The organism is Castellaniella sp. GW247-6E4, from assembly GCF_040276065.1.
GTDB lineage: Bacteria > Pseudomonadota > Gammaproteobacteria > Burkholderiales > Burkholderiaceae_B > Castellaniella.
Genome location: NZ_JBELOI010000013.1, coordinates 66647 through 89146 on the forward strand (window position 1 = coordinate 66647; position 22500 = coordinate 89146).

The following is a 22500-nucleotide window of genomic DNA, read 5'->3' on the forward strand; positions in this document are numbered from 1 at the left end:
CGGGACGACCATGCCGGATATCCAGGACAGCCCGGAAAGCATGCCGCTGATCATCCCCCGTCGCCTCGACCCGGAGGATGCGCAACTGGCGCTGCAGGAACTACAGGCGATCCTGAAGCGCCAGGAGGTCGTGGACGCGATCGCCCAACGCCAGCACGAGGACGAGGACGCCTCGAACCTGCTCGAAGGCATGTTGCAGCGCCAGCACGAGGACGAGATCCGCCAGATCATCAACGCGCTGCACCCGGCCGACATTGCCTTCATCCTGGAATCGCTGCCTGTGCTGCAACGCCAGGTGGTCTGGCAACTCGTCGGCCAGGAACACGACGCCGACGTGCTGCTGGAGGTCGAGGATTGGGTCCGCGAATCGCTGATCGAGTCCATGGACCACGAGGACTTGATCGCCGCGACCGAGACCATGGACGCGGACGAGATCGCGGACATCGCGCCGGACCTCCCGCCGGACGTCATCGCCGAGGTGCAGAAAGGCCTGACCGAGGCCGAGCGCGCGCAGTTGATCGAGGCCATGGGCTACCCCGAGGACACGGTCGGCGCCATCATGGATTTCGAGATGGTGCGCGTACGCGAGGACGTGACGCTGGAGGTGGTGCTGCGCTACCTGCGCCGTCTGCACGAGCTCCCAGACCATACCGACCAGGTGTTCGTAGTCGACCGGCTGGACCGCCTGCGCGGCACGCTCTACTTGTCCAAACTGCTGGTGAGCGAACCAGAGTCCCTGGTGGCCGACGTGATGAAGGCCGACTTCCTGAGCCTCAATCCGCTGGACTCGGACGCCGACGCGGCCGGCGCCTTCGAGCGCTACGACCTGGTGTCCGCGCCGGTGGTCGACGACCAGGGCCGCCTGATCGGCCGGGTGACCATCGCCGAGGTCGTGGACGTGCTGCAAGAAGACTCGCACGAGCAGGAACTGTCGCGCGCCGGCCTGCAAGAAGAGGACATCTTCGCACCGGTGCTCAGCGCGCTGCGCAACCGCGCGCCCTGGCTCCTGATCAACCTGTGCACGGCCTCGATCGCCTCGCTGGTGGCCTCGCGCTTCGAGGACACGGTCAGCCGCATCGTGATACTCGCGTTCCTGATGTCGATTGTTGCCGGGATCGGCGGCAACTCGGGCAACCAGACCATGACCATGATCATCCGCGCCATGGCGATGGGCCGCGTGACCGGCGCCAATGTCTGGCAACTGGTCAAGCGTGAACTGCAGGTGACTTTCCTGGTGGGCGCCTGCGGCAGCCTGGTGGCAGCGACCTTCGCCTGGGTGATCTCGGACTCGTACGCGGTGGCCGGCGTGATGATGGCGGCGATGGTCGGCAATATGTTGATCGGCGCGGCGCTGGGCGTGCTCATCCCGCTGCTGCGCGACCGGTTCGGCAAGGATCCGGCGGTGGGGTCCTCGGTGCTGTTGACCTTCGCGACGGACTCGCTGGGTTTCTTTCTGTTCCTGGGGCTGGCGACGATTTTCCTGTTGTGAGGGATTCCTGCCTCAAGCGCACAAAAGCAGCGGGAGCCGCAGCCCCCACTCACCGCCCTCACGCCCACAAGGCAATACGCCTGAACCTCAGGCCAGTCGCCCGTGGCAATGCTTGTATTTTTTGCCGCTACCGCACGGGCAAGGTTCGTTGCGTCCGACCTTGGGGACGCCGCCCATCATGCCCGCCGCTGCTGCGCCGCCGCGCGGATTCGCCGGCTGATCCAGCCCGGGATCCTCGCCGCGCAACGCCGCGTCGTAGTCCGCATGGTGATAGCGGACATTCTCGAGTGCCGGGGACTCGGGCTCCTCGACCTCGACCTGCTCGGGCGACTGGATGCGCACCGTCATGAGGACGCGGATCGTCTCGTTGCGGATCCGGTCGAGCATGTCGGAAAACAAGGCGAACGCCTCGCGCTTGTAGGCCTGCTTGGGATCCTGCTGGGCATAGCCGCGCAGATGGATGCCCTGGCGCAGATGGTCCAGCGAGGCCAAGTGCCCGCGCCAGTTGGAATCCAGCGACTGCAGCAGCACCGAGCGCTCGAATGGCTCCCAGCCCTCGCGGCCGACCTGTGCGATCTTGGCCTCATAGAGGCGGCGCGCCTCGGCCAGGACCCGCTCGAGCAGGTCGTCGTCGGTCAGGTCCGGCTCTTTCTCGAGCATCTCGGTGAGCGACAGCGCAATCGCCCAGTCCGACTCGAGGGAGGACTGCAGCGCGGGGACGTCCCACTGCTCCTCCATGGTGTCCTCGGGGATACTGCGCCGGAACACCGCCGTGATCTCGGCGTCGCGCAAGTGCGCGATCGTATCGGCCACCGAGCTCGCCTCCAGGACCTCGTTGCGCTGGGTATAGAGCACCTTGCGCTGATCGTTGGCCACGTCGTCGTATTCCAGGAGCTGCTTGCGGATGTCGAAGTTGCGGGCTTCGACCTTGCGCTGGGCCGACTCGATGGAACGCGATACCATGCGCGCCTCGATGGGCTCGCCCTCGGGTAGCTTCAGGCGCTCCATGATGGCACGCACACGGTCGCCGGCGAAGATCCGCATCAGCGAGTCGTCCAGCGAAAGGTAGAAACGCGACGAGCCCGGGTCGCCCTGGCGGCCGGCGCGGCCGCGCAACTGGTTGTCGATCCGGCGCGACTCGTGGCGCTCGGTGCCGATGATGCGCAGCCCTCCCGCCTTTTTCACCGCCTCGTTGGCCGGTGCCCATTCGCTGCGGATGGCGGCGATGCGGGCCTCTTTTTCCTCAGGTGTCAGCTCGGGGTTGGCGCGCGCCAGATCGACCTGTTTTTCGACGCTGCCGCCTAGCACGATGTCGGTGCCTCGACCCGCCATATTGGTGGCGATCGTGATGTGGCCGGGCTTGCCCGCCTCGGCGACGATCTCGGCCTCGCGGGCGTGCTGCTTGGCATTGAGGACCTCGTGAGGCATCCCGTCCTTGCGCAGGGCGGCGGACAGCCGCTCGGAGTTCTCGATGCTGGTCGTGCCCACCAGCACCGGCTGGCCGCGCTCGTGGCAGTCGACGATGTCGGCCAGGATCGCCTGGTATTTCTCGGCATCGGTCTTGAACACCTGGTCGTTCTGGTCATCGCGCGCCATTGGACGGTTGGTGGGGATGATGACCGTCTCGAGGCCGTAGATCTCCTGGAACTCGTAGGCCTCGGTATCGGCCGTGCCCGTCATGCCGGCGAGCTTTTCGTACATGCGGAAGTAGTTCTGGAAAGTGATCGAGGCCAGCGTCTGGTTCTCGTTCTGGATCTGCACGCCTTCCTTGGCCTCGACCGCCTGGTGCAGGCCCTCGGACCAGCGCCGGCCGGCCATCAGCCGGCCCGTGAACTCGTCGACGATCACGACCTCGCCGTTCTGGACGACGTACTGCTGGTCCCGGAAGAACAAATTGTGCGCCCGCAGAGCCACAATCAGATGATGGATCAGCGAGATGTGCCGCGGGTCGTAGAGGGATTCGCCCTCGGGCAGGATGCCCTGCCGGGCCATGATGTCCTCGGCCTTGAGCTGGCCGGCCTCGGATAAATGCACCTGCTGCGCCTTTTCGTCGACCCAGAAATCGCCCTCGGGCTCGGGCTCGTGGGGCTTGGGCTCCTCGGTCATGCGCGTGAGCAGCGGCGGGACCGCATTCATGCGCACGTAGAGCTCGGTGTTGTAGTCGGCCTGGCCCGAGATGATCAGCGGCGTGCGCGCCTCGTCGATCAAGATCGAATCGACCTCGTCGACGATGGCGAACACCAGGCCGCGCTGGCGGCGATCGCCCGGGCGGAACTCCATGTTGTCGCGCAGATAATCGAAGCCGTACTCGTTGTTCGTGCCGTAGGTGATGTCGGCGCGATAGGCGGCGCGCTTTTCCTCGTTTTCCTGCTGTGGCACCACCACGCCCACGCTCATGCCCAGAAAGCCGTACAGGCGTCCCATCCATTCGGCATCGCGGCGCGCCAGGTAGTCGTTGACCGTGACGACGTGCACCCCGCGGCCGCCCAGGGCATTGAGGTAGACGGCCAAGGTGGCCATCAGGGTCTTGCCCTCACCGGTGCGCATCTCGGCGATCTTGCCGTTGTGCAGGGCGATCGCACCAATCAGCTGGACATCGAAATGCCGCATGCCAAAGACCCGCTTGCTGGCCTCGCGCACGACCGCGAAGGCCTCGGACAACAAGGAGTTGAGCGACTGTCCGTCGGCCAGGCGCTGGCGGAATTCGTCGGTCTTGGCTTTGAGCTCATCATCCGACAGGCCCGCCATGGACGGCTCGAGCGCGTTGATTTGCACGACCTGCTTGCGATATTGCTTGAGCAGGCGGTCGTTGCGGCTGCCTAGAATCTTTTTGAGCAGAGAAACCATGTCGTGTCATCGGTTCGAGCCCTGGGATGGTCCCCGAGCCCGGTTGCGTGGACGCGGCCGCCCGACGGCTGCCGCAGGTAAACGATGCAGTTTAACGCAGCTCGGAGGCTGTCGCATCGGAAGCCCCCTCTGTGGCCAGCGCGCCGGACCGCGCCAGGCGCAGGTCCGGCGCGCCCTGCGGCGCCCCGATAAAGAGCGCCGGATCCAGGGGATAGCCGGCCATGCGCACCTCAAAGTGCAGGTGCGCTCCCGTCGAGCGTCCGGTATTGCCCACGCGCGCGATCAACTGTCCCTGGCGGACAATATCCCCGGGCTTGACCGCGAGCGAGGAGGCGTGCGCATAGCGGGTGCTCAGTCCGTTGCCGTGGTCGATCTCGACCATCTTGCCATAGCCACGCACGGTGCCCGCGCGCAGGACGAGGCCGCCCGATGCCGCTTGGATCGGCGTTCCGCGGGGCGCGACGAAGTCCAGGCCCTCGTGCATGCCGTGGCGGCCGCTGACCGGATTGCGTCGCCAACCAAAGGATGAACTGAGGTACGGATAGTCGACCGGCGACAGCGTCGGCAGGCTGGCCTCGAGACCGGCGCGACTGGACATCGCGGCATCGATCAACGCGTAGGAGTCCTCCTGCACTGACACCCGATCACGCAGCGCGTCGATCCTGCGGCCCAGCACCTCGGCCGACCCCGGCGCCCCGCCCTCGAGCCAATCGGAGGGGATGTCGTCCATCACCGGCGCCGCGTCGGCATCGCCGGCGGCCTGGTCGAGTTCGGGGGCGCTATGGGAAAGGCCCGCGGCATCGGTCACACGCTGCCGCACCGCGTCCATGGCGATCAGACGGGCCTGAAGCTCGCCGAGTTTGGCCGCCAAGCCCGCGATGCTGTCGTCGATAAGCGTGGATTCCCGGCTCAGGCGCTGATCCAGCGCATGTAGGCTCCCGGGATCGAGGCTGGCCGCCGAAGCCGTGCGCGCCTGCCACTGCGCCCCGCCCCAGGCCGCCGCCGCCAGGGCGAACCCGCCGGCCAGGACCTTGAGCGCCTTGGCGTTAGAATGCCCCAGACGGGACAGGAAAGTATGAGTCATTCATCACCATCGTTCAGGAATTGATCCGACATGAGCCGCGGCCCTCGATCCGCCCACGGCGGGACACCCGCGTCCGGCGCCCTGCCGCTGGACTGGATCGCGGCCGACCAGCGCGGCGCGGGCATCCTGGATGTCGCGCGCCACCTGATGGCGGCCGAGGCGCTGTTGGCGCAGGTGCTGCCCCCGGGGCTGGCGCGCTATTGCAAGGCGGCCCTGATTGACAGACAGCGCCTGACGATTTCGGTTCCCAGCCCCGCGCATGCCGCCCGCCTGCGCCAGTTGGCGCCCACGGCTGCGGCCCACCTGCGTGCCGCCGGATGGCCGGTCGAGGACATTGTCGTACGGATCGACGCCGGGCTCGCCCGGCTGACGACAAAACAGCCCCTTCGGCAAGCCGAGGGGCTGGGTGAACACGCACTGGATTCATTCGAAGCCCTGCGCCGTTCACTGCGGCCGGGGCCGCTGGCCGACGCCATCGGTCGGCTGCTACGCCACCACCGCCAATGAACCGTCAGGCCAGTTGCCAATCGCGGGTAAAGGCGGCCGGCGCCGCCGGCGACTCGTAGCTGACGAGTTCCCAGGCATCCTGCCGCGCCAACAGGGCGCGCACGAGCTGGTTGTTCATGGCATGCCCGGACTTGCAGGCGACATAGCGCGCCACCAGCGGCTTGCCGGCTAGGTACAGGTCGCCGATGGCGTCGAGGATCTTGTGTTTGACGAACTCGTCGGCATAGCGCAGACCGTCGGTGTTGAGCACCCGGTACTCGTCCATCACGATGGCATTGTCGAGACTGCCGCCGCGGGCCAGGCCCATCGAGCGCAGGGCCTCGACCTCGCTGGCGAACCCGAAGGTGCGCGCGCGCGCAATGGTTTTGACGTAGGAATCGTGGGCAAAATCCACCTCGGCCGTATTGGCCGTTGAATCGATGGCGGGATGCCTGAAATCAATGGAGAACGACAGCGCAAAACCGTCGTAGGGCTCGAGGCGTGCCCATTTTTGCTGGTCGCCCTCGCCTTCACGCACCTCGACGGGCTCGAGCACCCGCAGAAAGCGCTTGGGCGCGGCCTGTTCCTGCAGGCCGGCCGACCGCAGCAGGTAGACGAATGTGCCGGCGCTGCCGTCCATGATGGGGACTTCCTCGGCATTCAGGTCCACGTGCAGATTGTCCACCCCGAGGCCGGCCAGGGCCGACATGAGGTGCTCGACCGTCGATACCCGCACATCGCCCTGCTGCAGCACCGAGGCCATGCGCGTGTCGCCCACCGCATCAGCGCGGGCGGGCAGGTCCACCACCTGGGGTAGGTCGACGCGATGGAACACGATGCCCGTGTTGGGCTGGGCCGGACGCAGCGTGAGATCCACACGGCGGCCAGAATGCAGGCCCACGCCCTTGGTGGAAATCGCTTGTTTGATGGTGCGCTGAAGAAGCATGAAGGCAACCAGTGAATTGCGAGGAGATGGCGCGGCAAATCCCGTCCATCTGCATAGACCCCCGTATTGTAACCAAAACCCGGGTTTACCACTATGTTTTTTATTCTTGAAGCATCCGGATCTTGCCGCATCGAGGCGAAGGCACGCGCCCCCCCAGGGGAAGGGGCGCGCGCGCCAGCCGCTACGATCCGCCGCGGACGGCGGGTCGATATGTGAGAGGCGGACGAAGCGGGGAAACCGCTCAGTCCGCCTGCTTGCGCAAGAACGCCGGAATGTCGAAGTGGTCCATTCCCGCGGTCTCGAGCGCCCGCACCTGGGCCGAGGCATTGCTGCGCGGATTGCGCATCACCGACGGCACGTCGGTGTTGGCGAAACCGCCGGCCAGGGGCAGATTGTCCGTGCCGGTGCGCTGGGCCTCGACATTGTTGGAGACGAGCTGCGGACGGCTATTGCCGGCACCCAGGCCCGTGGCCACCACTGTCACCCGCAGGTTCTCGCCCATGGACTCATCGTAGGCGGTGCCGAAGATCACCGTCGCATCCTCGGACGCGTAGCTGCGGATGGTGTCCATGATCTCGCGGGTCTCGCGCATCTTGAGGGTGCGGCTGGCCGTGATGTTGACCAGGATGCCGCGCGCGCCGTGCAGATCCACGCCTTCGAGCAGCGGGCAGGCAATGGCGTGCTCCGCGGCCACGCGGGCACGGTCGGCGCCGGCCGACACCGACGTCCCCATCATGGCCTGGCCTTGCTCGCCCATGATGGTCTTGACGTCTTCGAAGTCGACGTTCACATTGCCTTCGACATTGATGATCTCGGCAATGCCGGCGCAGGCGTTGTGCAGCACATCGTCGGCGGCCTGGAAGCAGTCCTCCTGGGTGGCATCGTCATCCATGAGCTCGTACAGGTTCTCGTTGAGGACCACCACCAGCGAATGCACATGCTTGCCCAGTTCGCGGATGCCGTCCTCGGCCATCTTCATCCGCTTGGCGCCTTCGAACATGAAGGGCTTGGTCACCACGCCCACCGTCAGGATGCCCAATTCCTTGGCCACTTCGGCCACCACGGGGCCCGCGCCGGTGCCCGTGCCACCGCCCATGCCGGCCGTGATGAAGACCATGTGCGCACCCGTGAGCGCCGCGCGAATTTCCTCACGCGCGGTTTCGGCCGCGGCGCGCCCCTGCTCAGGTTTGGCGCCAGCGCCCAGTCCGGAGCGGCCCAGGCGGATCTGCACAGGCGCCTCGCTGGTCGCGAGCGCCTGGCCATCGGTATTGGCGCAGATGAAGTCCACGCCCTGCACACCCGAACGGATCATATGGGACACGGCATTGCCGCCCGCCCCGCCCACACCGACGACCTTGATCACGGTGCCATTGCTGCTGGTATCCAGCATTTCAAAGTTCATCATGGATGACTCCCTCACATATCGAAAAATACAAACAACTTCCCCTGAACTGCCGTGTGGCTTTCTTTAGGTTCCGCCGCCGGCCCCTAATTCATGAACCACTCTTTCATGCGGGCAAAAATGGACTTGACCGCCCCCTTTTGCTGCGCAACCTTGCGACCACGGGCGCGCTGCATGCGCGCCTCGGTCAACAATCCCATCACCGTCGAGAAGCGCGGATTGCGCATCACGTCGGACAAACTGCCCTCGTACATCGGCACGGCCACGCGCACGGGCTTGAGGAACACGTCCTCGGCCAGCTCCACCATGCCGGGCATGAGGGCGGTCCCTCCGGTCAGCACCACACCCGAGGACAGCAGCTCTTCGTAGCCGGATTCGCGCACCACCTGCTGCACGAAACCGAACAGCTCCTCCATGCGCGGCTCGATCACCGCGCCCAGGGCCTGGCGCTTGACGCTGCGATTCGGACGATCGCCCAGGCCCGGCACCTCGATCATTTCGTCGGCGTGGGCCAGCACCTGCTTGGCGATGCCGTGGCGCAGCTTGATCTCCTCGGCATCCGGCGTGGGCGTGCGCAGCATGGCCGCGATATCGCTGGTCACCTGGTCGCCCGCGATCGGGATCACCGAGGTGTGGCGGATCGCGCCGCCGGTGTAGATGGCGATGTCGGTCGTCCCGCCGCCGATGTCCACCAGCACCACGCCGAGCTCTTTCTCGTCGATCGTCAGGCACGACAGGCTGGAGGCCAGGGGCTGCAGAATCAGGTCCTGCACCTCGAGGCCGCAACGGCGCACGCACTTGACGATGTTCTGCGCCGCGCTGACCGCGCCGGTGACGATGTGCACGCGCACCTCAAGGCGCATGCCGCTCATGCCGATGGGTTCGCGGATGTCCTCCTGCCCATCGACGATGAACTCCTGCGTCAGCACGTGCAGCACTTGCTGGTCGGTCGGGATGTTCACCGCCTTGGCGGTTTCGATGACGCGCGCCACGTCGGTGGCCGTCACCTCCTTATCCTTGACGGCGACCATGCCGCTGGAATTGAAGCTCGTGATGTGACTGCCCGCGATCCCGGTGAATACCTCGCGGATCTTGCAATCGGCCATCAGCTCGGCCTCCTCCAGCGCACGCTGGATGGAGTTGACGGTGGACTCGATGTTCACCACGACGCCCTTGCGCATGCCTTCGGATTCGTGCTGGCCCAGGCCAAGCACCTCGAACCCCCCATCTGGCAGGATTTCGGCGACGACGGCGGCCACCTTGCTGGTGCCGATATCGAGTGCAACGATCAGGTCTTTGATGTCACGGGTCATGGCTTTCGAGGTTTTGGAGTAGCTTGGGTTTCAGGGGCCAGCGTGATGGCAAAGCCATTGGAATAGCGCAGGTCGGCGCTGGCGATCACGCGCTCGCCCAGCCGCCTGGACAGCGCCGGCCAGGCCTGGACGAAGCGCTCCATGCGCATGGCAAACGGCAGGGCGCCCGAGCGTCCGTGGGGATCGGTGGTATCGGCCGCCGGGTCGCGTCCCAGGCGCAGACGCACGCCGTCCGAGAGTTGGACCTCCCAGGCATAGCGCGCACTGAGGGTGGCTTCGCGCACCCGCAGGTCCAGGGGCGCGAACCAGCGGGCGATCTCGGCATAGCGCTGGACCACCAACCGCTCGGAACTCGCCGGGCCATTGAGCTGAGGCAGCCACAAATCGTCGGGCAATTCGCCCTGATTTGCCGTGAAGGCCTCGCCCCAGGTGTTGATCATCTGGTTTTCGTTCCAGAGCGCCAGGGGCTGCTGCTCCTCGATGCGCACGCGCAGGATGTCGGGCCAGACCCGCTGGACGCTCGCATGCCGCACCCAAGGGGTCGACTCGATCTTGTGGCGCACCTCGTCCAGGTTCAGCAGAAAGAAATTGCCCTGCACCTGGCCGGCCAGCGCCGTGCGCAGGCTCAAGGGGGTGACGTATTGCAGGCCGGCGGCCGCCACCGGCGCAATCTCGATGCGGGCGATCGTGAAGTACGGCCGGCGCACCGCCCACGCCAGCGCACCCGCCAGCATCGCCAGCACGGCGAGCAGCGCAAGCGCATTGGCGATCAGATTGGTCAGGCGGGCATCGGCGAACACGTCCAGGTCCTCCGCTCAGGTGCCGGCGGGACGGCGCAGCTTGCAGCGCGCCATCGCCAGGATTTCCACGCACAGGCGGCCATAGCTGATGCCGGCCGCCTTGGCGCCCATGGGCACCAGCGAGTGGCCGGTCATCCCGGGCGAGGTGTTCACCTCGAGCAGCCAGGGCTCGCCCCGAGCGTCCAGCATCAGGTCGGCGCGGCCCCAGCCCTCGCACCCCAGGACCCGATAGGCCTCCTCCGAAATGCGCTGGATGCGCCGCGCGAGCGCCTCGTCCAGTTCGGCCGGGCAGATGTAGCGCGTCTCGTCCGAGAAGTACTTGTGCTCGTAGTCGTAATTCCCCCCCGGGGCGATGATCTCGATAATGGGCAGGGCGTGCGCGCCAGCCCCCGACCCCAGGATCGGCACGGTCAGCTCACGGCCCTGGATGTAGCGCTCGGCGAGCACCACGTCGTCGAATCGGCGCGCTTGCTCGTACGCCGGCAAGACCATGCCGATCTCGTCGACCCGCGTCACCCCGACCGTCGAACCCTCATGCGGCGGCTTCACGATCAGCGGCAGCCCGAGCGACGCCGCGAGAGCCTCGGGATCGGGCGCCGCCATCAGCGCCTCGAACCCGGGCGTCGGCAGTCCGTGATGCAGCCACAGCCGCTTGGTCATGACCTTGTCCATGGCGACGCCCGAAGCCGTCGGCCCGCTGCCGGTGTACGGCAGGCCCAGCAGCTCCAGCGCGCCCTGCATCGTGCCGTCCTCGCCATAGCAGCCATGCAGGGCGATGAACACCCGGTCGAAGCCGGCTGCCGCCAGCGCTGTCAGGTCCTGCTTGCCCGTATCAAACAGATGGGCATCGACCCCCTCGGCACGCAGAGCCTCGCAGACCCCGGCCCCCGACAACAAAGACACCTCGCGTTCGGCGGAGATACCGCCATACAACACACCGACCCGGCCGAAGGAATGATTCATGCGGCCACCCCCAACAATTGCGCCGGAACGCGGCTGATCGAGCCCGCGCCCATGATGATGATCACGTCGCCGTCCCGCGCAAAGTCGCGGATGGCGCCGGCCAGTTCGCCGACCTGCTCGACGAACACCGGCTCGATCCGGCCCGCGACGCGCACCGCGCGGGCTAGCGCCCGGCCATCGGCGGCGATCAGCGGCGGTTCGCCGGCCGGGTACACCTCGGTCAGCAGCAAGGCATCGGCCGAGCTCAGGACCTTGACGAAATCCTCGAAGCAATCCCGCGTGCGGGTATAGCGGTGGGGCTGGAAGGCCAGCACCACCCGGCGCTCGGGCCACGCGCCGCGCGCCGCCGCCAGGGTCGCGGCCATCTCGACGGGATGGTGCCCGTAATCGTCGATCACCGTATAGGCGCCGCCGCCACGGGCTGCGGGCACCGGAAATTCGCCGACCTGGGTGAAGCGCCGCCCCACGCCGCGAAAATTGGCGAGCGCATCGACGATGACGGCATCGGGCACCCCGAGTTCGGTGGCGACGGCGATCGTCGCCAGGGCGTTGAGCACATTGTGCCGGCCCGGCAGGCTCAGCCGCACCGACATCGACGCGAGCTCGCCGCCGGCGCCCTGGCGCCGCACATCGAAGCACATGGATACTCCATCGGCACGCACCTGCTCGGCGCGCACCTGAGCGGGGGACTCGATGCCATAAGTCGTGATGGGCCGCGAGACGAACGGGATGATCTCGCGCACATTCGCATCGTCCAGGCACAGGATCGCGCTGCCGTAGAACGGCAGCCGCTGGGTGAACTCGACGAAGGCGCTCTTGAGTCGCGCGACGTCATGCCCGTACGTGTCCATGTGATCCACGTCGATGTTGGTGATGATCGCCATCACCGGCAACAGGTTCAGGAACGAGGCGTCGGACTCGTCGGCCTCGACCACGATGTACTCTCCCTGCCCCAGGCGGGCATTGGCGTCGGCGGCATTCAGACGCCCGCCAATGACGAAGGTCGGATCCAGGCCGCCCGCCGCCAGGACGCTGGCCACCAGGCTGGTGGTCGTGGTTTTGCCATGGGTGCCGGCAACCGCGATGCCGCGCTTGAGCCGCATCAGCTCGGCAAGCATCAACGCGCGCGGCACGACCGGCACGTGGGCGGCGCGCGCCGCCAGAACCTCGGGGTTGTCGGCGCGAATCGCCGTCGAGGTCACGATGGCGCCGGCGCCCTGGATATTTTCCGTGGCGTGGCCGATCATGACGTGCGCGCCCAGCCCCGCCAGACGGCGCGTCACCGCCGTTTCCTGGATGTCCGAGCCGCTGATGGCGTATCCCAGGTTCAGCAGGACCTCGGCAATGCCGCTCATCCCCGATCCGCCGATTCCCACAAAATGGATGCTTTGTATGCGGTGCTTCATGCCGCCTCCTCGATCGTGTGCACGCAGGCGTCGGCAATCAGTTGCGCGGCGTTCAGGCTGGCGTGTTCGTGGGCATGCTGGGCAACGCCCGCAAGCTCGGCGCGACTGCGCTCGCCCAGCCACGCCGCCAGGGTTCCCGCCTCGAGGGCACCTTGCGGCATCATCCAGCCTCCTCCGCATTCCGACAGGTAGCGGGCATTGGCCGTCTGGTGATCATCGATGGCATGGGGCAGCGGGATGAACAAGGCGGCCACGCCCACCGCGGCCACCTCGGCCACCGTCATCGCCCCCGCCCGGCAGATCACCAGGTCCGCCTCGGCCAGGGCCGGTGCCATATCCTCAATGAAGGCCGAGGTCTCGGCGCTCACGCCCAGGGCCTCGTAGCGCGCGCGCACCGCCTCGGCATGGCGTTCGCCGGCCTGGTGGCGCACCCTCGGGCGCTGCGGCTCCGGCAGGCGGGCAAGGGCTTCGGGCACCAACTCGTTGAGTGGCGCGGCGCCCAGGCTGCCGCCCAGGACCAGCAGCCGCAGCGCGCCCTCGCGCGCGGCATAGCGCCGCGCGGCGGGCGCGACCCCGAGCAGGACCTCGCGCACCGGATTGCCGACCATCAAGGCGTCGGGCAGAGCCCCCGGAAAACCGGTCAACACCCGGGCCGCCAGGCGCGCCAGCCAACGGTTGGCCGTCCCGGCCACCGCGTTCTGTTCATGCACCACCAGCGGAATGCCCGACAAGCGGGCCATGAGCCCGCCCGGGAAAGCGGCGTATCCGCCCATGCCCAGCACCACGTCCGGGCGACGCTCCCGCAGCAGGCGGCGTGCACGCCAGCAGGCGGCCGTCAGGCCGAAGGGCAACTTGAGCCACGCACCGAGGCCCTTGCCGCGCACGCCGCCGAAACGCAGCGCCAGCAGCTCGTAGCCCTGCGCCGGCACGAGCCGGCCTTCCATCCGGTCGGGATTGCCCAGCCACAGCACGCGCCAGCCGCGCGCGCGCAGCTCTGCGCCGACTGCCAGCCCCGGCATGATGTGCCCACCGGTGCCGCCGGCCATGATCAGGATCGTGTGGGCGCTCATGTGCGGCGCCCTCGCATCATGCAGCGCGTCTCGTAGTCCACGCGCAGCAGCACCGCCACGGCCATGATGTTCATCACGATCCCCGAGCCGCCATAGCTCACCAGCGGCAGCGTCAGGCCCTTGGTGGGCAACAGCCCCAGGCAGACGCCGATGTTGATGAAGGCCTGCACGCCGAACCACAGGGCCACGCCCTGCGCGACCAGTCCCTCGAACATGCGTTCCATCGCGCTGGCCTGGCGCGCGATGTCGAAACCGCGCATCACCATATAGACGAAGACGGCGATCAGGCAGCACACCCCGACGAAGCCGAGTTCCTCGCCCACCACGGCGACGATGAAGTCCGTATGCGCCTCGGGCAGGTAATGCAGCTTCTCGATGCTGGCGCCCAGGCCCACGCCAAACCATTCGCCCCGCCCCAGGGCGATCAGCGAATGCGAGAGCTGGTAGGCGCTGCCGTAGGCGTTGTCGGGATTCCAGGGATCCAGATACACGAACAGGCGTTCGCGGCGCCAGGGCGAGGCCCAGATCAGCGCGAAAAAGCTCCCGACCATGATGAGCAGCAGCGTAGAGAACAGCTTGATATTGATGCCGCCGATGAACAGGATGCCGACCGCGATGGACACGATCACGATGAAGGCACCCAGATCGGGCTCCATCAGCAGCACGATCCCCACGACCGCCAGCGCGAACGCCATCGGCATGAAACCACGCCAGAAATTCTGCATGTGCGCCTGCTTGCGCACGACATAGTCCGCGGCATACAGCAGCACGGCCATCTTCATCCATTCCGAGGGCTGGAAGTTGATCGGCCCCAGGGGCAGCCAGCGCCGCGCGCCGTTGACCTCGCGCCCGATGCCAGGGATCAGGACCACCACCAACATGAACAGGGCGAACAGGAACAGCGGCACGGCCATTTTCTGCCAGACCCGCATGGGAATGCTGGCGGCGAACAGGCCGACCAGCACGCCCACGACGATGAACACCGCATGCCGGCCGACGAAGTAGAAGCGGCCGTAGCTCTCGTAGCGGGGCCCGTCGGCCAGGGCGATCGAGGCCGAGTACACCATCAGCAGCCCAAAGAGCACGAGCGTGCCGGCCGCGATGATCAACCCCAGATCGATGCTGGGCATCGTGGTGCGGCCAGGACGCACCGCATTGACCCCTGCGCTGAGTTCGCCGAATACGCTCATGCGACCTCCCCGCTTTCGGCCGCAAGTTCGCGCACCGCCTCGACGAAGCAGGCGCTGCGATGGGCATAGTTGCGAAACATGTCCATGCTGGCGCAAGCCGGGGAAAGCAGGACTGCATCGCCTGGGAGGGCATGCGCCAAGCCCTGGGCCACGGCCTGCTCGAGGCTGGCGCAAGGCACCAGCGGCACGCCGGTGGACGCCAGAGCCTCGCCGATCGCGGGGCCGTCGCGGCCGATCAGCATGACGGCGCGCGCATGGGCGCGCACGACGGGCACCAGCGGCGCGAAATCCTGCCCCTTGCCCAGGCCTCCGGCGATCAGTACGACGGGCTGGCCCAGGCCGCGCAAGGCGGCCAGGGTGGCGCCCACATTGGTGCCCTTGCTGTCATCGATGAAGTCGACGTCCGCGATGCGCCGGACGAACTCGGTGCGATGCGCCTCGCCGCGATAAGCCTGCAGCGCATGCAGCATCGGCGCCCAGCCCAGGCCGATCTCATGGCCCAACGCCAGCGCCGCCAGGCCGTTCAAGGCATTGTGCATGCCTCGGATCCGCAACGCCTCGACCGGCATCAGCGCGTCGCTGCGTCCGGCGCGGCGGCGCGGCGCCGCCTCGGGCGCCCGTGCGCGGCGCGGCGCCGCCGCGCGCTCTTCGGGCTCGACATCCCGCGCATGGGCCAGCCAGGCCATGCCGTCGCGCACCTCGATGCCCAGGTCGCCCGCGAGCTTCGGCGCGTCCGCGCCGAAGCTGCGCACCCGCGCCTCGTCCAGGGCGGGCACCATGGTGCTCACCAGGGGATCATCGCGATTGACGATGGCGACGCGGGCCATGGCGAGCACGCGCGCCTTGGCCCGCGTATACGCCTCCATGGAGCCATGCCAGTCCAGGTGATCCTGGGTCACGTTCAGCACGACCGCGGCGTCCAGCGCCAGCGTTTCGGTGGCCTCGAGCTGGAAGCTCGAGAGCTCGAGCACCCAGACCTGCGGCAAGTCGTCCTCATCCAGCGCCTGCCGCAGGCTGGCGAGCGCCGAGGGGCTGATGTTGCCCGCCGCCCGCACCTTGCGGCCCGCGGCCTCGGCCAGGCACCGGACCAGCGCCGTGACCGTGGTCTTGCCGTTGGTGCCGGTCACCGCCACCATGGCCGGGGCATAGCCCTGTCCGCGCAGATCCGCGAACGCGCGGGCGAACAGCTCGATCTCGCCCAGCACCTCGATGCCGCGCGCGCGCGCGGCCGCCAACAGCGCGGCGACAGGCTGCTGGCGTGGGTTCAGGCCCGGGCTGAGAACCAAGGTATGGACATCCTCGAGCGCCTCGGGGACCAGGGCATCGGCCCCCAATCGCAGGTCCGCGTCCGCGACGCGCGCGCGCAGGCCCTCCAGGCCGCCCGGCTGCTCGCGGGTGTCCAGCACGCGCAGACGCGCACCGTGCGCGGCGCACCAGAGCGCGGCGGCCAGGCCCGTCTCGCCCAGGCCCAGGATGAGGGTCAGGCCGTCGCGCCGCACGGAGGGAAAGGCGTAAGCGTTCATCGCAGCTTCAGGCTCGCAAGACCGATCAGGACCAGCATCATGGTGATGATCCAGAACCGCACCACCACCTGAGTCTCTTTCCAGCCGCCGACCTCGAAATGATGGTGCAGCGGCGCCATGCGGAATATCCGCCGGCCCTCGCCATAGCGCTTCTTGGTGTACTTGAACCAGGACACCTGCAGCATCACCGACAAGGTCTCGACCACGAACACGCCGCCCATGATGAACAGCACGATTTCCTGGCGCACCACCACGGCGATCACGCCCAGCGCGCCGCCCAGGGCCAGCGCGCCGACGTCGCCCATGAACACCTGGGCGGGATAGGTGTTGAACCAGAGAAATGCAAGTCCGGCCCCGGCGATCGCCGCGCAGATCACCATCAGTTCGGAGGCGCCGGGAATATAGGGAAACAGCAGGTACTTGGAATAATCGACGCGGCCGACCACATAGGCAAAGATTCCGAGTGCGCTGCCGATCATGACCGTGGGCATGATGGCCAGGCCATCGAGCCCATCGGTAAGGTTCACGGCGTTGCTGGATCCCACAATCACGAGCCAGGTCAAAATCACGAAGCCGAACACCCCCAGGGGATAGCTGATCGTCTTGAAGAACGGCACGATCAGATCGGCGCGCGCGGGCAGCGGCATGGTAAAGCCGCTCAGCACCCAGTCCTGGAACAGCGGCCACAGGGCGGTATTGGCCGGTGCCGACACGGCAAAGCTCAAGTAGACGGCCGCCACCAGACCGATCAGCGCCTGCCAGAAGAATTTCTGGCGCGCCGGCATGCCCTCGGGATCGTGGTTGACGACCTTGCGGTAGTCGTCGGCCCAGCCGATCCAGCCGAAACCGAACGTCACCAGCAGCACGACCCAGACGAAGCGGTTCGTCCAATCGGCCCACAGCAGCGTGCTCACGCCGATGGCGATCAGGATGAGCGCGCCGCCCATGGTCGGCGTCCCGTTCTTTTGCAGGTGGGACTGCGGTCCGTAGCTGCGCACGGCCTGCCCGATCTTCAGGGCGGTGAGCCGGCGGATCAGCCAAGGGCCGGCGAGCAAGCCGATCGCCAAAGCGGTCGCGCAAGCGAGCAGCGCGCGGAAGGTGATGTACTCCACCACCCCGAACGCACGGAAATGCTCATCCGACAGCCAGCGAGCCAGTTCAAGCAGCATGACCATCCTCCTTGCCGGCGGCATCGCCGCGCAGGGCCTGCACCACGCGCTCCATGCGCATGCTCCGGGAACCCTTGACCAGCACGTGACCAGGCCGCAAGGCCAGCAAACGCCGCAAGAGCGCGTCCAGCGCGTCGAACGCCTCGGCCCCGGAGCCAAAGGCGGCCGCCGCGTGGCGCGAGGCCTCGCCCAGCGTCAGGAGGAAATCAATCCCGCACTGAGCCGCGTAGGCACCGACCTCGGCATGCATGCTCGGCCCCTGGTCACCGACCTCGCCCATGTCCCCCAGCACCAGGATGCGACGGCCGTCGAGTCCGGACAGCACCTCGATCGCGGCCCGCACCGAATCCGGATTGGCGTTGTAGCTATCATCGATCAATTGGAAGCCGTCGGCCATGGCCTGCGGCTGCATGCGCCCGCCCACGGGGCGGAATGCCGCCAGCCCCTCGGCAATCGCCGCCAATGGCGCCCCGGCGGCGCGGGCGCAGGCGGCTGCCGCCAGGGCGTTGCGCAAATTGTGGCGCCCGGGCGCATGCAGGACGACCGGCACCTCCTCGACACCCGCGCACAGGCGGAACTCAGTACGCTCCAGGCCCGCGCGGATCTGCGCGGCGTGCACGTCGAAGGCCGTATCGAAGCCGAAACGCCGCACGCTTCGCGCGCCGGCCATCCCGGCCCACAATGCCGAATACTCGTCATCGCCCGGGAACACCGCCACCCCATCGGCCGGCAGGGCCTCGACGACCGCGCCGTTCTCGCGGGCCACCGCCTCGACGCTGCACATGAACTCTTGATGCTCGCGCTGGGCGTTGTTCACTAGCGCGATGGTCGGCTGCGCGATGCGCGCCAGCACCGCGATCTCGCCCGGGTGGTTCATGCCCAGTTCGAACACCGCCGCGCGATGCGTGGCGCGCATGCGCAGCACCGTCAGCGGCAGTCCGATGTCGTTATTGAAATTGCCACGCGTCGCCAGGCGGCCGTCCTCGCCCAGCCAGGCCACCAGGATCGACGAAATCATTTCCTTGGTGGTGGTCTTGCCGTTGCTGCCAGTGACCGCGATCACTGGATACTCGAACAGCCCGCGCCAGACCCGTGCAATGCGCCGCAGGGCCATGCGCGTATCGCCCAGTACGAACTGCGGGATGTCCACGCGCGCGTCGGCATGCGCGACCAGCGCCGCTGCCGCGCCCGCGGCGCGCGCCGCCTCGAGGTAGTCATGCCCATCGTAGCGCTCGCCGCTGAGTGCGAGGAACAGCTCGTCCGGCCGGATGCTGCGCGTATCCGTCGACAGGCCCTGACTGCGTTGCCAGGTCAGCGCAACGCCGGCCCATTGCCGATCGTCGAAGGGACTGCGCTCGTGATGCACCTCCTGGTAGGTCTCGTGCCCCTTGCCCGCGAGCAGCACCACATCCTTTTCATCCGCGCGCCAGATCGCCCCCAGGATGGCTTCGGCCCGATCCAGTTCAACGCGCGCCGGCCCTGGCATGCCGGCAGCGATCTGGTCGACGATGGCCCGCGGATCCTCGGAACGCGGATTGTCGGTGGTCAGCAGCACCTGGTCGGCGAGACGACTCGCCACCTCGCCCATCAGCGGGCGCTTGCCGGTGTCGCGATCGCCTCCGCAGCCGAACACACAGACCAGTCGGCCGCCGCGGGATTGCGCAGCCGGGCGCAGGGCGAGCAGGGCGCGTTCCAGTGCATCCGGCGTATGCGCATAATCGACAACCACCAGGGCCTGCGGCCGGGCGTTGCTCGCGCCGCCCAGGGCCTCGACCACCTGCAGGCGGCCGTTGACCGGCCGCAGGACGGCCAGCGCCCGCGCGATCCGCCCCAGGCCCCAGCCCAACTCGCGCAGCACGCCCGCCACCAGCAGCAGATTGGAGATATTGTGCTGGCCCACGAGATGGGTGAAGATCTGGGCGCTGCCTTGCGGCGACATCAGATTGAACACCAGGCCCTCGGCGCCGTTCTGGATGTCCTCGGCGCGGAATGGCGCCTCGACGCCGCGTCCGATCGCATAGCCGATCCGGGCTATGCCGCCCGCCATCGACAACAGCTCCATGCCCGCGGGATCATCGGCGTTGATCACGGCGCTGCGCAGGCCGCCCTGGCTGAACAAGGAGAACTTCGCCGCCTTGTAGCGCTCCAGCGTGCCGTGGTAGTCGAGGTGGTCGCGCGTCAGGTTGGTGAAGCCGGCGACCTGAATGCGCACGCCGGCCAGCCGCCCCTGCTCGATGCCGATTGACGAGGCTTCGATCGCCGCGGCCTCGCAGCCCGCCGCGACGATGGCCGCCAGGCTGCGATGCATGGTCAGGACATCCGGCGTGGTCAGCACCCCGCCCAGGTTGCGGCCGTCGGCCAGCGTCACTCCCAGGGTGCCCACCGTCCCGCAAGGCCGGCCCTCCGAATTCATGGCGGCGGCGATCCACTGCACGGCGGAGGTCTTGCCGTTGGTGCCCGTCACCGCGATCACTGTCAGGGCGTCCGAGGGCCGTCCGTACCAATGATGGGCAATCTCGCCCAACAAGGCCGACAACCCCTCGACCCGCAGAATCGGCACCGGGGATTCCACCAGGGCGGGGCCACCCGCCGTGGCGACCACCGCCGCCGCGCCGGCGGCGACGGCCTGCGCGATGTACTGCCGGCCATCGGCCGAAATGCCGGGGCAGGCGAAAAATACGTCACCCGGGCGGATCTGGCGCGAATCGAGGGACAGATCCGCCTTGCGGTCCACCCGTTCGTCGAGCCAGGAGAGAATGTCAATCATATTCATCGCGTTGGCGCCTCCCGCCCGGCGACGGCGACCAGCGCGTCCACCGGCGCGTCGGGCTGCACGCCCAGGCGGCGCAGAGAGCTGGAAACAATGTCCGAGAAAACCGGCGCCGCCACGCGGCCGCCGTAGTAACCCCCGGCGCCGGGCTCGTCGATCGAGACCGCCACGACGACGCGCGGATTCGAGACGGGCGCAAAACCCACGAAGGAGCTGCGATATTTGGTCTTGCTGTATTGGCCGTTGACGATCTTGCGCGCGGTGCCGCTCTTGCCGGCGACCCGATAGCCCTGGACCTGCGCGCGCTTGGCGCCATCGGGCCCGGCCGCGGCCTCGAGCATCGACCGCATCAGCGCAGCCACGCGCGGGGTATATACCTGGATGCTGGTCGGCTTGCCCTCGCGGCGCAACAGCGACAGGGACACCATGTCGCCCTGACGCGCGAACGCCGTGTACGCGTGGGCGACCTGGATCAGCGATACCGAGAGGCCATAGCCGTACGCCATGGTGGCCCGCTCGATCGGGCGCCACCGCTGCCAGGGCCGCAGCCGGCCGGAGGCCATCCCGGGAAAATGCGTCTGCGGCACACGCCCGAAACCCAGCTCGGAGAACTTGGCCCACATCGCCTGCGAGGACATCCTCTCGGAAATCATCGTCATTCCGACGTTGCTGGAATGCTGGATGATGCCCGCCACATCGAGCACACCGTAGTGCCCCACGTCGGAGATCAGCGCGCCCTGATAGCGATAGCGCCCGTCGCCGGTGTCAAAGCGCGTCTTGAGGTCGATCTTGTTCTCGTCCAGCGCCAGCGCGGCCGTGAAGGGTTTCATGATCGAGCCCGGCTCAAACGTATCGGTCATCACCCGGTTGCGCAGCGCCAGGCCGCTGCGTTGCGCGGTGTCATTCGGATCGTAGGTCGGCAGGTTGACCATGGCCAGAATCTCGCCGGTCGCGGCATCCAGCACCACCGCCGCCCCGGCGCGCGCCTGGTGTTCTTTCAGGGCGGTCTTGAGGGCCGCGTAGGTGTCGAACTGGATGCCCGAATCGATCGACAGGCGCAGGTTCTGCCCATCGACCGGCGGCACCACGGCCTGCACATCCTCGACCACGCGCCCCAGGCGATCCTTGATCACCCGGCGCGAACCCGGCTGCCCGGACAGCAGGTCGTCGAACGCCAGCTCGATCCCCTCGATGCCTCGGTCCTCGATATTGGTGAAGCCGACCACGTGCGCCATCACCTCGCCCTCGGGGTAATAGCGGCGCGTCTCGGTCAACTGCTGGACACCCGGAATCTTGAGCGCGCGGATCCGCTCGGCCACATCCACGGGGACCTGGCGCTTGATGTAGACGAAGTTTTTTTCCTCGTCGCGCGTGCGCTGCCGGATATCGGCCGCACCCATGTCCAGCAGCTTGGCCAGTTCGCGGACCTGCCCATCATCGGCCTTGTGGAAGTCCTCGGGAATCGCCCAGATCGCCTTGACCGGGACGCTGGAGGCCAGCACCACCGAGCCGCTGCGGTCAAAGACCTTGCCACGCGTGGCCGGCAGCACCAGCGTGCGCTCGTAACGGCGCTCTCCCTGCCGCTGCAGGAACTCGTTGGACAGAATCTGCAGGTACAGCGCCTTGCCGACGAGCGCCACAAACCCCAGCAGCAGCATGATGAGCACCAGGCGGGCGCGCCAGAAATTACGACGCCCCGCGAGCACGGGGCTTTCGTGAAAGCCGAAGCGCTTCACGACCGGCCTCCGGCGCCGGGGCCCGGTTGCGTGGCGCGGGACTCGCCCGGCCTCAGGTAGATGGTCCGGTCGGGCGTGGTCGGCACGAGGCCCAGCTCATCGCGTGCCACCTGGTCGACGCGCACATTGCGTGCGAGCTCGGCGCGCTCGAGCTGCAACCGCCGCCACTCCGTGTCGAGTTCGTGTGTCCGCGAGGCCAGACGCTCGGAGGCGACGAAGAGCTCGCGCGACTGGAACCGCACGGTCACCAGCGACAGGGCGGACACCATCAGCAGGACTGCGAACACGATGACCAACCGGACCATG

General features: G+C 67.5%; 17 protein-coding genes. 2 read left to right on the forward strand and 15 right to left on the reverse strand.

The window, feature by feature from the left end; genetic code table 11:
- Positions 1–10: 10 nt before the first annotated feature.
- Positions 11–1489 (forward strand): magnesium transporter, encoded by a 1479-nt coding sequence (mgtE, locus tag ABS761_RS14950; RefSeq protein WP_350409129.1) that lies wholly within the window; start codon positions 11–13, stop codon positions 1487–1489.
- An 87-nt stretch (positions 1490–1576) separates the two neighbouring features.
- On the opposite strand, the gene secA is transcribed toward mgtE, so the two are convergent.
- Together secA and ABS761_RS14960 are read right to left on the reverse strand one after the other, a co-directional pair.
- Entirely contained in the window at positions 1577–4336 is a 2760-nt protein-coding gene (gene secA / locus ABS761_RS14955) for a preprotein translocase subunit SecA (protein WP_350409130.1), read from the reverse strand.
- Between the two features lie 91 nt (positions 4337–4427).
- Complete coding sequence (locus ABS761_RS14960; RefSeq protein WP_350409131.1) at positions 4428–5420, reverse strand: M23 family metallopeptidase; 993 nt, start codon at positions 5418–5420, stop codon at positions 4428–4430.
- Positions 5421–5450: 30 nt separating this feature from the next.
- Between ABS761_RS14960 and ABS761_RS14965 the strand changes: the two genes are divergently transcribed.
- A complete protein-coding gene (locus ABS761_RS14965) occupies positions 5451–5927 on the forward strand; it encodes a DciA family protein (protein ID WP_350409132.1) in 477 nt (158 codons plus the stop codon).
- A 4-nt stretch (positions 5928–5931) separates the two neighbouring features.
- On the opposite strand, the gene lpxC is transcribed toward ABS761_RS14965, so the two are convergent.
- From lpxC to ftsL, 13 genes are all read right to left on the reverse strand, one after another.
- Positions 5932–6852: a UDP-3-O-acyl-N-acetylglucosamine deacetylase gene (lpxC, locus tag ABS761_RS14970; RefSeq protein ID WP_350409133.1), complete on the reverse strand. Its 921-nt coding sequence runs from the start codon at positions 6850–6852 to the stop codon at positions 5932–5934.
- A gap of 241 nt (positions 6853–7093) precedes the next feature.
- The gene (gene ftsZ, locus ABS761_RS14975) at positions 7094–8257 is read right to left on the reverse strand and encodes a cell division protein FtsZ (RefSeq protein ID WP_350409134.1); all 1164 of its coding nucleotides are present in this window, start codon (positions 8255–8257) and stop codon (positions 7094–7096) included.
- Between the two features lie 83 nt (positions 8258–8340).
- The gene (ftsA, locus tag ABS761_RS14980; RefSeq protein WP_350409135.1) at positions 8341–9567 is read right to left on the reverse strand and encodes a cell division protein FtsA; all 1227 of its coding nucleotides are present in this window, start codon (positions 9565–9567) and stop codon (positions 8341–8343) included.
- Entirely contained in the window at positions 9564–10367 is an 804-nt protein-coding gene (locus ABS761_RS14985; RefSeq protein ID WP_350409136.1) for a cell division protein FtsQ/DivIB, read from the reverse strand. Before ABS761_RS14985 ends, ftsA begins: the two co-directional genes overlap by 4 nt.
- Positions 10368–10382: 15 nt before the next feature.
- On the reverse strand, positions 10383–11330 hold the full coding sequence (locus ABS761_RS14990) for a D-alanine--D-alanine ligase (protein ID WP_350409137.1): 948 nt from the start codon (positions 11328–11330) through the stop codon (positions 10383–10385).
- The gene (gene murC / locus ABS761_RS14995; RefSeq protein ID WP_350409138.1) at positions 11327–12736 is read right to left on the reverse strand and encodes a UDP-N-acetylmuramate--L-alanine ligase; all 1410 of its coding nucleotides are present in this window, start codon (positions 12734–12736) and stop codon (positions 11327–11329) included. Before murC ends, ABS761_RS14990 begins: the two co-directional genes overlap by 4 nt.
- On the reverse strand, positions 12733–13806 hold the full coding sequence (gene murG / locus ABS761_RS15000; protein WP_350409139.1) for an undecaprenyldiphospho-muramoylpentapeptide beta-N-acetylglucosaminyltransferase: 1074 nt from the start codon (positions 13804–13806) through the stop codon (positions 12733–12735). Before murG ends, murC begins: the two co-directional genes overlap by 4 nt.
- Positions 13803–14996 (reverse strand): putative lipid II flippase FtsW, encoded by a 1194-nt coding sequence (gene ftsW / locus ABS761_RS15005; RefSeq protein WP_350409140.1) that lies wholly within the window; start codon positions 14994–14996, stop codon positions 13803–13805. Before ftsW ends, murG begins: the two co-directional genes overlap by 4 nt.
- Positions 14993–16519 (reverse strand): UDP-N-acetylmuramoyl-L-alanine--D-glutamate ligase, encoded by a 1527-nt coding sequence (murD, locus tag ABS761_RS15010; protein WP_350409141.1) that lies wholly within the window; start codon positions 16517–16519, stop codon positions 14993–14995. Before murD ends, ftsW begins: the two co-directional genes overlap by 4 nt.
- A complete protein-coding gene (mraY, locus tag ABS761_RS15015; protein WP_350409142.1) occupies positions 16516–17688 on the reverse strand; it encodes a phospho-N-acetylmuramoyl-pentapeptide-transferase in 1173 nt (390 codons plus the stop codon). Before mraY ends, murD begins: the two co-directional genes overlap by 4 nt.
- Positions 17678–20461: a bifunctional UDP-N-acetylmuramoyl-L-alanyl-D-glutamate--2,6-diaminopimelate ligase MurE/UDP-N-acetylmuramoyl-tripeptide--D-alanyl-D-alanine ligase MurF gene (gene murF, locus ABS761_RS15020; protein WP_350409143.1), complete on the reverse strand. Its 2784-nt coding sequence runs from the start codon at positions 20459–20461 to the stop codon at positions 17678–17680. Before murF ends, mraY begins: the two co-directional genes overlap by 11 nt.
- Positions 20458–22194, reverse strand: coding sequence for a peptidoglycan D,D-transpeptidase FtsI family protein (locus ABS761_RS15025; protein WP_350409144.1), 1737 nt, complete (start codon positions 22192–22194; stop codon positions 20458–20460). The genes murF and ABS761_RS15025 overlap by 4 nt, the downstream gene beginning before the upstream one ends.
- Positions 22191–22499, reverse strand: a complete 309-nt coding sequence (gene ftsL, locus ABS761_RS15030) for a cell division protein FtsL (RefSeq protein WP_350409145.1) — start codon at positions 22497–22499, stop codon at positions 22191–22193. The genes ABS761_RS15025 and ftsL overlap by 4 nt, the downstream gene beginning before the upstream one ends.
- Position 22500 lies beyond the last annotated feature (1 nt).

Coding starts and splice junctions, on each gene's coding strand:
- murF (WP_350409143.1), bottom strand. CDS start 20,461: ATGAATATGATTGACATTCTCTCCTGGCTCGACGAACGGGTGGACCGC.
- murD (WP_350409141.1), bottom strand. CDS start 16,519: ATGAACGCTTACGCCTTTCCCTCCGTGCGGCGCGACGGCCTGACCCTC.
- ABS761_RS14965 (WP_350409132.1), top strand. CDS start 5,451: ATGAGCCGCGGCCCTCGATCCGCCCACGGCGGGACACCCGCGTCCGGC.
- mraY (WP_350409142.1), bottom strand. CDS start 17,688: ATGCTGCTTGAACTGGCTCGCTGGCTGTCGGATGAGCATTTCCGTGCG.
- ftsZ (WP_350409134.1), bottom strand. CDS start 8,257: ATGATGAACTTTGAAATGCTGGATACCAGCAGCAATGGCACCGTGATC.
- ABS761_RS14960 (WP_350409131.1), bottom strand. CDS start 5,420: ATGACTCATACTTTCCTGTCCCGTCTGGGGCATTCTAACGCCAAGGCG.
- secA (WP_350409130.1), bottom strand. CDS start 4,336: ATGGTTTCTCTGCTCAAAAAGATTCTAGGCAGCCGCAACGACCGCCTG.
- mgtE (WP_350409129.1), top strand. CDS start 11: ATGCCGGATATCCAGGACAGCCCGGAAAGCATGCCGCTGATCATCCCC.
- ABS761_RS14990 (WP_350409137.1), bottom strand. CDS start 11,330: ATGAATCATTCCTTCGGCCGGGTCGGTGTGTTGTATGGCGGTATCTCC.
- ftsA (WP_350409135.1), bottom strand. CDS start 9,567: ATGACCCGTGACATCAAAGACCTGATCGTTGCACTCGATATCGGCACC.
- ftsL (WP_350409145.1), bottom strand. CDS start 22,499: ATGGTCCGGTTGGTCATCGTGTTCGCAGTCCTGCTGATGGTGTCCGCC.
- lpxC (WP_350409133.1), bottom strand. CDS start 6,852: ATGCTTCTTCAGCGCACCATCAAACAAGCGATTTCCACCAAGGGCGTG.
- ftsW (WP_350409140.1), bottom strand. CDS start 14,996: ATGAGCGTATTCGGCGAACTCAGCGCAGGGGTCAATGCGGTGCGTCCT.
- murC (WP_350409138.1), bottom strand. CDS start 12,736: ATGAAGCACCGCATACAAAGCATCCATTTTGTGGGAATCGGCGGATCG.
- murG (WP_350409139.1), bottom strand. CDS start 13,806: ATGAGCGCCCACACGATCCTGATCATGGCCGGCGGCACCGGTGGGCAC.